Source organism: Oribacterium sp. FC2011, from assembly GCF_000701645.1.
In the GTDB taxonomy this organism is placed as follows: Bacteria; Bacillota; Clostridia; order Lachnospirales; family Lachnospiraceae; genus Oribacterium.
This window is the reverse complement of record NZ_JNJM01000013.1, coordinates 127,053-138,955: the sequence shown is the minus strand read 5'-3', so window position 1 is coordinate 138,955 and position 11,903 is coordinate 127,053. Positions and strand designations below refer to the sequence as shown.

The window sequence follows — 11,903 nt, the reverse complement described above, 5'->3', positions numbered from 1 at the left end:
CCATCTCTAATTGCAGTTCCTATGGACCACATCTTGTCAAGAAAATGACTGTTATGCATCGGTGGAATATAGTGGTACATCTCGTTTGCTATAAGGCCTGTCACCATTTTCTGACTTTCCTTAGGTACACAGCAATCCAGAAGTTTATCAAGGATGATTTTCATGTCATCCTTACGAAATGCTCGGCTGTCAAGGAGAATCTTGCATATAGCCAAGACCTCATCATTTGAAAACTTCATCTTGCAGATATGCTCGAAGCGGTATCCACGGTTTTTATAATCATAGACAAGATCGTTATGAACATCTTCGCTCACAAATTGGTCATCAAGAAATTGCCTTATATCTTCAAGATCACGTTGTATCGTCTTTTCATTTACATGAAACTTTTCTACAAGTTCTTTTTTCTTTAATACTTTGCCGTTTAAGAGTTCTGAATAAATATATAAAACTCGGTTGTTCCTATTCTGATCATTTTCACACATATAGATATTCTCTTATCATAAATAATTTAAGTGATTCTATAAGTAGTATACTGCCTATATTGGACACAATATGTCCAAGTAAAGGTGGTATTTATAAATATTTCGTAAAAAACACATAGTATGGGGCTCTATCCATACTTTATATTCATCGGCAAATTATGTAATTTTATTAAGACGTTGATTCGAGTTGTGAATATTGTATACATGTTTGACAGAAGAGTTTGATGACTAAGATCCTTATCTTTTTTGTGGTTTCTAAAAATCTGTGATTAGTAACGTGATTCTATAAAAAAGACGCTGAGCTATGTTAGCCCAACGACTTTTTATCCATAATTGTTTAGTTATCTTTTTTCGAAATACGCTCCGGATCTGTAATAAACTTGATGCAATCTAAAATTTCCTGCTCTTTGTGACCATGATTCTTAAGCCATTCAATTAAACTGTCTATCATTAGTGGCGGTATTTCGTCTCCATCTTGTTCTCGTTTGATTTGTTGATCTATAGCATTCTGTACCCATTGAGATTTACTAAGACCTACAGCTGTTGCCGCCTGATCAATCCGGTCTTTAGTACCCATACGAAATAGCAAATTAATTCGATCACGATTTTCAATAACCCATTTTGTATGTCTTTTATTTTTCTTTACTTTATCCTCTGGCATTGCGTTATACCTCCTGTATATAGATTATATATATTTCCTAGATGGTGCGCACTATGTATTTTGCACAATAACGTGGTGCGCACTTTGTCATTGTTTTACTGCGCACTATGATGCTATAAGTAAGCGACGTAAAAACAGCCTTCGTTTTTTCTATCAGCAACCGTTTATCTAAATTATTTCTGCCCATAATTAGATAGAGGAGGAATTCACTATGGTCAACAACGAGTCACAGCAGAAAGTGATCGATACAATATATGGGCAAATGGGTGTTATCGCAGTTCCCGGAGCCGGAAAGACATCGACTTCTATAAGACGAATAAAAAATATGATAGATAAAGGCATCAAAGGTGAAAATATACTCATGGTCACCTTTACCGATGCAGCCGCAAAAGAAATGCGTAGTAAGTTTGCAAGAATGTATGGCGAGAATGGAGTCATTTTCTCTACTATCCACTCCATGTGCCTTAAAATACTTAACGAATTCAGAACCATTCCTGTAAATATCATCTCATACGAAGAACAGCTACGCATAGCGAAGGATTGTCTCACTTTTCATAGACCGAAACGTCCTATTCAAAAAAAAGATTTACTGATGGATATATCCACATACAAGAACAGCGACTGTCCTGTTAATATGTTCACACCACTTTCCTTGGAAAAAGAGGACTTTGAGCCAATATATAGGCGCTATGAGGTTCTAAAGGAGGAGTGCGGTAAAAATGATTTTGATGACCTGCTTATCCTCACAAGAGAACTACTGAAGAATCATCCCGCAATTCTAAGCCATGTACGTGAACGATTCCGCTTTATCATCGTTGACGAATATCAAGACACAAATAAGATCCAGGCCGAACTCATATACCTTATTGCGGGGCCTGAAGGAAATATATCCGTGGTTGGTGATGATGACCAGAGTATATATGGTTTCCGTGGAGCTCTCCCAAATATCATGTTCGAGTTTTTCGAGCATTATCCTAAAGCGCTAAAGGTTGATATGGGAATCAACTACAGGTCTGAACCAGAAATAATCGAGTCTGCCGACAGACTGATCCAATTTAACAAAAAGCGGTTCAAGAAGGATTTTAGTGCCTTTAAGAGCGGAAAAGGCAGTGTCAATTACAAGACTTATGATGAAAGATGTGAGGAAATCGATGCTGTTCTGGACATGATCTGCAAGGTAATCCGTAATGGCGGACAGCCTGGGCATAATGCAATATTAACACGCACAAACCAACAACTAGACGATATCGCAGCTGGGCTTGACGACAGAAACATTCCCTACATCACGGCAGATTCGATTCCTGACATATACCGTCACTTTATCTTTGCAGATATCATGTCTTATCTTAAACTTGCTGACGGGACAGGAACCAAGGCTGATGTGATGAAAGTAATAAACAGACCTAACCGTTACATTCCTGAAAAGGTAGTTGCGAATATCCACGAACTTAACGCCGATTCACTGAAAAAAGCCCTGCCAACTTCTGACAATGACAGGCTTAATGATATTCGAAACGGAAATTGCTATTCATTTTTCGGGGATATAGAAAGACTTAAGAGGATTACTTTCAAGAAACGTGTGAAATATATCGCAGAAACGATAGGCTACAGGAAATTCCTTTATAAGTACGCATCAGAGATAGATTTGATTGACTCCATATTTGTAAGTAAACTGGATTTCTTTATGAATGATTCCAGTAAATACGATGATATAAACTCATGGTATAATGCTGCATACCAGCACGTAATCAAGCATGACAGTATGTTAAAGAAGCGTGCAGAAAACGCTGTTTTCCTCGGAACGATGCACAGATCTAAGGGCTTGGAGTGGGAGAATGTATTCCTTGTCGATGTTAATAAAACCATTGTCCCTTTCAAAAAGGCCGTGTCCAATGCCGAGATAGAAGAAGAACGAAGGCTTTTCTATGTCGGTATCACAAGGGCAAAGAAAAACTGCTACGTATTTAATTACCTTTCAAAAACCGGAGGAAAGAATCATGCCTGCAAGCCTTCCCCTTTCATTGAGGAGATGAACGGTAAACAATTTGCCATTTTAAAAAGAAGCGAACAACAGAATGAAGAGAAGCAGAAACTCCATTATGAAATGTACTCTTTCAAGGAAGGCAGCACCAGAGATTTCTATAACGGTCAGGAAGTTCATCATAAGACAATGAGAAAGGGAATAGTAACCGGAAAGAACAGTTTCTTTGTAAGAGTAAGCTTCGATGCAGGGTCTAAAACATTCCCTTTAGTGTGAACTTGATGTTGATATGAGATTGTTCCCGAATAAAAAAAGATGGAGTTCCCTCCACCTTCTTTGTTTCTGTTTGCTGTTTTCAGTTTACCTCTTTTTTCAGTATCATTATCCTCAACGGATCAATTAGCTTGACACTAAAGTGTCTAGGCTCGTAACTCATCCGCAGGGTCAGTTTCATAAATAAAAGCCTTTCGTTATCATGGACGGAACCCCACTTGCTTTAGCAGGTGGGAGGAGTCCTGTTTGTTATTTGCCCAAAACATATGTGCTATAATACACTTAGCAGCATATCAAGAGAAAACCGTTGGGCGCGTTGCTCGCTATAAGGCACTCTTTGAACCTTGAAAAGTATATATGAGGTTGCAACACATAAGTCTTGGTGTTGCGTAAAATATACTCAAGCATCGCCTACTGTATGGCGTGATATACAGTTGCGGCATAGTAAACTTTGCTGTAAGGGGTGTTGTCAATCACCCCATGATGCAACGCCACTTTAGGTTAATACCTATCGGGGTTCAAAGGTCGGAGGCGTGAGCCATTAGCACGACTAGGTAGTTGCAAGCCCATGACCTTTAGGTCGTGGGTAATTGACAGCATACCCATGGAACAAAAGCATAATGATAACATCATGTAATCTTCCTGATTTCTAAGGCAAAATCTGAATGTTCACGTCAGATACTTTTTTATAAGGTATACAGGTGTGCAGCTCCACGCGTGGCAATAGCTGTTGACGATTGGAGAACCGTAGGGGGAATAATCGGGACAATCTGGATCGAAAGCCTCCCAATATGTATCCGCACCAAGTGCAATCATTTTTCCCCAATAGTCCTTCATAAGCTGCACGGCTTCGTCTTTCAGGCCGGCTTCGAAAAGCGCCTGCACAATATGGTGGTACATATAGGGAGTGGCGATATTTTTCACAGGGAAGAATTCCCGCACTGCCGCCTGCATTATCTTTTTGTTCTCCTCGTCATCCATAACATGGGCAAGGACCATCCAAACCTGACTGCCGATATTGTATTCATTGACACTGGTGACAAAAAGCGATTTCTCCTGATCATAAAGACGTTCCTTAGCATAGCAGCTGATCCTTTCAAGCGCCTGTCCGTATTCCGCCATTTCTTCCTCCGGTACATCAATAGCTTTCGCAAGGGCGATGAACTGCTTTAAGACGTATATGACCTCCGCCTGGCCGGCTGTGTCTTTATTAAAGTCATTGGACCAGTCGACGAAGACCGGATAGTCGTCGTCCACAAGAAGTCTGCCCTCTCCATCAAACATACTTAAAGTGATGTCCATCTGACATTTCGCAATCGGGAAAAGCTCACAGACAAAATCCAAATCCGGATGTGCCTCATGATAATCATACAAAGTTGAGATGAAAAAGAGACTGTACTCAAACAAGAAAGTGTCGTCCGGCACAACCTTCGGCTTTGTGAAGATATTAGCGGAAATCTTACCTTCTTCCGTAGTCATAGCAGCAAAAAGGTACAAGCAGCGCTTCACCAGGTCGGGCTGGTCGAAAGTCGCGTAATTAGCCAGGGCCTGGAGCCGAAGGTCACCCAGCCACAACCTCCGATCTCGTTTGGGTCCGTCCTCAAAAACATCCTGCATGCAGTCTGCCAGAGTCTTGACTCCGACGTCATAGATCTTCTGCAGCTTATGATCTTCGAGCTTCAAGGGAGTGAAACCTTCATACGATGCAGAGCTCTCCGTGATCACGGCAGGATTGGAAAAAACGGCCTGCCACTTTGGGGAAGTGTCAACCACCATCAGCTCGACGTATCGGAAACTGTAGCGGCGAGGGAGCACAAGATCTGCCGGCAGCTCGTCCAGATGGACAAATTCCTCCTGGATCCAGGAGCGGGAAAGCCATCCGTCATAATTTTCGGACTGCGCGGCCAGTTCCACTGGCATCTCCGCAAACTTGATTCTCAGGTACAGAGGCGCATCCATCGGGGATCCGGTCTGGTCGATGTGTATACGGAATGTGCCGACTCTGTGATCGCCGAAATCCAGTATTATCCTGTCATCGCGCTTCAGACCATATTCAGAAATGTTGTCAATCTTCTTTTCACCTTCGCGAACACCCCAGCCGCCGAGAAGGGCTGGGTTCTCACAAAGTTCCACGATTCCAGATGGAGAATATTCTTTTTTATGGATTACCGGGCGGCAGGCTTCTGCTTTAGCCAGAAGCTTTTCATCATGTTTAAACTTCAAGGTATTGTTTATCTGGAATGTAAAAGCCATGTGGAACCTCCTGTATACGACAGTATTATAAAGAGCTTTTCAATCTATTCTTGTTCTGTATTCTAATCTGCTTTAATGTATCTGGTCAGGCAACTACTAAGTTTTTATCCATCTGGGCGATGCCGTACTTTTTTTGGCTACGGATCATTCCGGTGCCGGCAATGGCGCTGATAATCACGATTCCAGCAAAACCGTACATGGTCATCTGGATCCTCTCGGGAGCGACCAGATATGGAGTGATAAGGGCAAACAGGCCGCAACAGAAACGGGAGAAGCCGTTAATGAAGCCCTGCATAGAGGCCCTTGCAGAAGCCGGGAAAGATTCCTGTGTCCAAACCTTGTAAATGGACTCTCCGGCGAATTGGTTCCCAATGTTATAGCAGGCTATCATCGCGACAATCATGAAGATCGCGCCGCCACCAAGGGCAATACCGATCATAGAAGCCGCCTGGATTACGATACCGACATAAAAAAGTTTATTTCGGTTTTTTCCTCCTGCGAGGGAGGCAAACACGATACCACAGATCAGACCAACTATATTCAGAATGATTCCGCAGCCTGTCGCAAGAGACTGGGAAGCGTTGGCCTTAACCAGGATATAGGTCTGAAACTGGCCGAAGGTGTTGGCAAGAAGGTTCCAACAAACATAAAAGATCATAATGCAAGAGAAAAATGTGATGTGCATATTGGATCCCTTGCCTTTAAAAAGTGTCGTGAATGAAACTTCCCCTGTTGTTTCCGTGTTTCCTTTCGTCACAAGCTCGGCGGCGCGGAAGCAGTCACCAGCCTCATGAAAAGTCCTGAATGTTTTGGAGAATGTTCTCCAGAGGAAAGCTATAGCAGCAAAAGCAGCAAGAAGCGCAAAGACCATTCGTGCACCGAGAACACCTTCCACACGGGAGACTATGAAAGCCATAGCATAAGATCCGAGGACACCGATCTGCCAGAAGACTTGCGTAGAAGCAACAAGTTCAGCCGATGTCTTTTCATCTGGGGCGTCGTGGGAAATGACCGTCAGGCTGATGGGAAGGTCTGCACCGGAGGCAAAACCAGCAATGATCAAACCCGCTAGTAGCATTGGGAAGCTTCCCGACAAGATACAGACAGCCACACCGAGCAGATAAAACATATTCATTGTATTAAAGGAACGGATAAGACCGAAAGACTTAGTAATCTTACCGGCCAGTAGAGAGCCGGCAGCAATGGCAAAGGTAAGCGCGCCGGAGAGGATTCCGACCTGACCTTCCGTGAGACCAAGTCCTAACTGCCACACCGCGATGGTGGCGGAGAGACCGATTATGATGCCGGATCCCAGCATCGAACCGATACCAGCAGCGACAACGAGTGGCATATACTTCTTTGTGTTTGTGTTCTCTTTCATATATTTCTCCTTTGTGACAGGTTCTGTACTGCCAGTATGATTTTTTTATATACCTGAATATGTGTTCCTATTATCTGGATTCCTGTGAAGCCCTGCGCTCCTCCAGTTCTTTCTGAATCTGCGGAAACTTTTTATCCAGCGTGTAGAAGGACATCGTGATTATAGAGCAGACCAGCAGTATGGCTGGTGCGAACAAGTACATGATTTTTATTGCGGTCAAGGCATTGGCAGGTTGTACTGCAGCCGATGCGTCATAGGCACCCCAAGCTAGAAGCGCTCCTGAGATTCCGCCGGCAACAGCCTGGGCAACCTTGCCGAGAAAACCATTGACGGAGGACAGCGTGCCTGCCGCCTGGACACCGGTTTTCCATTCACCGTAATCAACCGGATCTGCCTGCATGGAGAAGTATATACTCTCTTTTATGCCATAACCGCAGGCGGAGATAAAAGCACCAGCGATGATCACGGATGTGTTCAAGTTTCCAAGGAATATAATAATAAGTCCGCTCAGCTGTACGACAGCTGCTGTAGAATAGAGATTTCTCTTCCCCAGCCGCTTTGCCAGGAAAGGAACGGTCAGGTTTGCTACCATAGGCACCATTGTCATGATTGTGGCAACAAGGGATGCCATCGCAGTGCTGCCAACGTAGTATTTGTAGTAGTACACCAGTGCAGCGGACTGCATGAAATAACCTGTCCACATGAATAAGATATTGAGTGCGAACAGTTTCCAGGGTGTGTTTTGTGCCAGAGAAGCGATTGTTTCCTTCAGGGTCGCCTGCTTTGTGCTTTCCTGTAGGTTGTTCTCCCTGACCAGTGCAAATGTGAGGAAGAAACAAAGACATCCAACGATTCCGAAAATTCCCATGACCACCCGGAACCCAAGAGCTTCATTGCCATGACCGATCAGCTGTACCATAGTCAGCGCCGTGGCGGAAACGATGGTTGATCCCATAAATGCAAAGAATTTACGCCAGGTAGCCAGTACTGTGCGCTCATTCATATCGTCCGTAAGCACCGGTAGTATAGAAGCCAGTGGGATGTTAACGACGGTGTACATGAAGGACAGGAATATGTAGGTTGCATACGCGTAAGCCAGTTTCCCATCAGGAGAGATATCCGGCACACTGAAGGCCATAAACGCTGATAGCGCAAAAGGGACGGCGCCAAACAGAAACCAGGGCCGGCTCTTTCCCCATTTCGTCTTTGTCTTGTCTATCGCGAAACCGACCAGAACATCAGTGATACCGTCGATTACCCTGCAAACCACAAACATTGTGGCAATCGCGGCCGCATTCAGTTTCATCACATCCGTATAAAAATACATAAGATACAGTGAAATGACTTGCCAGATCAGGTTACACGCGAAATCACCCATTCCGTAACCAAACCTCTGGCGGTATAGAAATCGTTTTTCCATTTTTTAGCCCCCTTTATTTTTATCGGGTTTCGGCTGCTTTGCCGCTTTAATACTCGGTTGTTTTTTCGTGTTTCCGAAGCATTTTCGAAAGTGCTTTTCCGTATTTCTTATGGTTTCATTTTACCTCGTAAAAATGTCTATTTTTATGAGGTATCTTGCTCTGTTTATTGACATTTTTTGATAAAAAACATCATAATAGATATGATTTATATACTTTATCCACAAAAATTCACTTAATTTGCCCATAGAAACAGACATTTATTGATCCTGTTTTATATGGTTTTTGAACAAGAAGGAGACTTCTGACGATGGAAAACACGATGGAAAACAAAGCAGCCATGGATGCCGCGATCGAAGTTTTTTTGGCGTTCAATGAAGATGAGATGTTTTATAAAGCCTATTATGAAGCTGGACAATCCTCAGCTTCGCTCAAAAAGTTTCTGGACGACGTGGATCTGAAAGATGCTGAGCGAAGGCATCTCATTATCCCGGAACTACTTCCGAACATTATTTCTTATGAAATGAATGAGGATGAATATTTTAAAGACGGAGACGGAAGGAATGTCCTGATCACCCGGCACAACCGATATACGCCCGCCTTCTTGCACCGCCATGATTTTTATGAGATCATCTTTATCCACACAGGGCACTGCATGCAGAGCATCGGTAGCGATCGTAAGCAGTTCAGGGAAGGAGACGTCGTTTTTATAGCCCCTGGTGTTTATCACACCATGGAGGTTTTCGATGACGATTCTATCATCCTCAATATCCTGCTACGCAAATCGACATTTTATCAAACGTTCGGTCCACTGATGCGGGGGCATGATCTGATAGGACGGTTTTTTTCAGGCGGTCTCTACCGCTCTGAACAAGTCCGATACATCACTTTTCATCAGGGAGATAAGAACCTGACCCGCGCCAGAGACAACATACAAAAACTGTGCGGCGAACAGTTTCTGCGGGATTCATACTCCGACCAGATGATGGTTGGGCTTTTGATAACTATGATCACCCGTATCATGCGCGAAGACCAGGACGTCATGGAATCCTCCTACCACGAGCCGAGTCATATTGACCAGCTCGATTTCCAAGTCATGCGATATATTCAAGATAATCTGGCGGATGTCACACTTGAAGATATCGCAAATCATTTCGGATTTTCTATCGGCCACTGCTCACGCCTGATTAAATCTACAACCGGACAGGGCTTTAACGATTGGCACCGTGCGCTTCGCATCCAGAAAGCCGAGCATATGCTGTCCAGGACTCAAAAAACGGTCATGGAGATCAGTGAGGAACTCGGCTATGAGAATCCGGAATCCTTCATCCGGGCTTTTAAAAAAGAACTGCATATCACCCCCGCAAAATACAGGAAGCAGGGAGGAAAGTGAACTCTCCTTCATCCAAAGAAACGTTTCTTTTATTTCAGAAACTACATTACTTTTTGAAATAAACGCGGGTAAACAATCCCTATATTTCAATTTCGAACAAATGTGATAGATTTTTTGGAGCATTACGAGTGATAAGAAAATGACCTTTGAAAAGATATATTTAACCTTACCGACCCCTCAATCTTTGAGGGGCTATATTTAGCTCAATCTTCGATTTTGCTTTATAATTAAAAAAGATGGAGTCCCCTCCATCTTCTTTGTTTCTATTTGCAGTTTTCAGTTTTCCCCTTTCTTTTCAGTTATCTCAACGGATTCATTATCAATATTTGTCTCGGATTCTGTCTCAACCGGTGTTCCATCGGCATTTGTTTCAGGAACAGCTTCTCCGCCAATCAGCTCCGAAACTGTTGTTACTGATTCTTCAGTTGAAATCCAAACTCTTCCAAGCTGGTCACCCTTGACTCTGAAAGTGTATTCTCCGGATGCCATATAGGGAACCTTAATGGTGAATTTTCCTGCCGAGTTTTCAATGATGTTGTCAGGAGTCTTTGTCATCGAATACTCTGTTCCGTCCGGTGCTTCTATAACAATATCTGTAAGAGCCCTGTCGTTCTTCTCCCACTTGAGAGTAATATTATGCGGTGCATCAGAGCCTTCAAAGTAAATGGATACTCTTCCGTCCTTACCGTTATGGATATAAGAATCCGCATTGCCAGATATGTAATTCATATTAAGGCTCTTGATAATGTTATCAAAATTCGTGTAGAGAACGTAATAATCTCCCGCAGGTGCGGTATCACTCTCTGCTCTCAGGTAAACATAAGAGTCATTCTGATCTATTTTAAGTGTATCATCCTGTTCAAACAGTTTTGTTGTGCCGTCCGGCTTAACAAGTACTGCATGAGGGAAGATACCATTTCTTACTGCATTGTCCTCAGAACCAGAATCCTTATACTTATATCTTATAACAGCAGTTATATTCTCCTGTGTACTGTCAAGAGTGACAGATGCCTGTTCCTCGTAATCTTCAGGATTGATTGAAAGCTCTGATTCATTAAATGATTTTGAGTTGTCGTGAAGCTCGGATGTTGCCATTCCGTTCTTATCGGCCCACTCATAATATGTTAACAGGTTTCCGCCTTCGTCTACGTAATAATACGGAGTATCAAGGCTGATGGATGATTCATCATTTCCACGGTCTACGGCTATATACTTAATGAAACCTACATTATTTATGAGATAATATCCGCTCTTGAAGTAATCCGGAATTTTTACTATGGCATAACCATTTGCAGATAACTCAAAATTTGTTGTCTTATACATCTCTGTAGATTTAAAAAGGCGGGTATCTGCATTCATCATTACCTGCTGTGGTGTGGTTCCGATGAAAACATTTGCCTGGATTCCTGCATCCTTGGAGAGACCGGTTATTGTACCTGCATCACTAAGATATGTATTATTAAGCGGTGTTCCGTTCATGGAATCAATGATGATATCTGTGTTGGCGGGAATCTCAAGCTGACTAAGCTGCTGGTAAGCTGTTCCGGCTGCATAGTACATGGTTCCTTCCTTTGAAACGATCTTGCCTGCCCCGTTAGCCTTAAGTCCGCTGACACCTATTGAATATCCTTCATCTATAAATCTCTCCCATGTGAAGTTTGATACATCACCTGATGAGCTCTTATAGATAAGCTGATCGTTCTTGTAAAGTGTAGGGATCGCATTATCCCAGTTAGTGAAAGCGAGTACCCTGTGATTTGCTTCAGGATCCTCAAGACCTGTCTCTGAGTCCTTTGAAGCTATGAAATCAATCCTTGTTCCCTGTGGGTCATTAGGGTTAAATGACTTATCTTCAACCGGTGCATAATAGAATGAATCACCAGCTTTTACATAATAACCACCGTTTTCAAGATCGTTTACGGTAACTGCGGTGAGAGCGTGATCGACAACCACTTCTTCTTTTTCCTTCTTCTTGCAACCGGTCGCTGAAAGAATCGCTGTTGCAATGATCAGGACAGTAAACACATTCCTTTTCATAAATCTCCTTTTGTTTTGAGCCTT

The 11,903-nt window shown here is 43.0% G+C and carries 7 protein-coding genes and 1 pseudogene; 2 read left to right on the top strand and 6 right to left on the bottom strand.

What is annotated here, in order from left to right; all coding sequences use genetic code 11:
• Together T357_RS0112000 and T357_RS0111995 are read right to left on the bottom strand one after the other, a co-directional pair.
• Positions 1-482 (bottom strand): annotated as a pseudogene (locus T357_RS0112000) (HTH domain-containing protein); the annotation flags it as partial.
• Between the two features lie 337 nt (positions 483-819).
• Positions 820-1,143 (bottom strand): hypothetical protein, encoded by a 324-nt coding sequence (locus T357_RS0111995; RefSeq protein WP_031552874.1) that lies wholly within the window; start codon positions 1,141-1,143, stop codon positions 820-822.
• 211 nt (positions 1,144-1,354) lie between these two features.
• Here T357_RS0111995 and T357_RS0111990 point away from each other — a divergent pair, with 211 nt between their 5' ends.
• Positions 1,355-3,400 carry an ATP-dependent helicase gene (locus T357_RS0111990; RefSeq protein WP_031552872.1) on the top strand — a complete coding sequence of 682 codons (2,046 nt, stop codon included), beginning with the start codon at positions 1,355-1,357 and terminating at the stop codon, positions 3,398-3,400.
• A 666-nt stretch (positions 3,401-4,066) separates the two neighbouring features.
• On the opposite strand, the gene T357_RS0111985 is transcribed toward T357_RS0111990, so the two are convergent.
• The 3 genes from T357_RS0111985 to T357_RS0111975 all read right to left on the bottom strand — a co-directional run bounded on the left by T357_RS0111985 (position 4,067) and on the right by T357_RS0111975 (position 8,451).
• Entirely contained in the window at positions 4,067-5,650 is a 1,584-nt protein-coding gene (locus tag T357_RS0111985) for an alpha-L-rhamnosidase-related protein (protein ID WP_031552870.1), read from the bottom strand.
• 85 nt (positions 5,651-5,735) lie between these two features.
• Positions 5,736-7,031, bottom strand: coding sequence for an MFS transporter (locus T357_RS0111980; protein ID WP_031552868.1), 1,296 nt, complete (start codon positions 7,029-7,031; stop codon positions 5,736-5,738).
• Between the two features lie 70 nt (positions 7,032-7,101).
• Positions 7,102-8,451, bottom strand: a complete 1,350-nt coding sequence (locus T357_RS0111975; protein ID WP_031552866.1) for an MFS transporter — start codon at positions 8,449-8,451, stop codon at positions 7,102-7,104.
• Between the two features lie 308 nt (positions 8,452-8,759).
• On the opposite strand from T357_RS0111975, the gene T357_RS0111970 reads away from it, so the two are divergent.
• Positions 8,760-9,842 carry a helix-turn-helix domain-containing protein gene (locus T357_RS0111970; protein WP_031552864.1) on the top strand — a complete coding sequence of 361 codons (1,083 nt, stop codon included), beginning with the start codon at positions 8,760-8,762 and terminating at the stop codon, positions 9,840-9,842.
• Between the two features lie 276 nt (positions 9,843-10,118).
• On the opposite strand, the gene T357_RS0111965 is transcribed toward T357_RS0111970, so the two are convergent.
• On the bottom strand, positions 10,119-11,879 hold the full coding sequence (locus tag T357_RS0111965) for a hypothetical protein (protein ID WP_031552862.1): 1,761 nt from the start codon (positions 11,877-11,879) through the stop codon (positions 10,119-10,121).
• Positions 11,880-11,903: the final 24 nt, after the last annotated feature.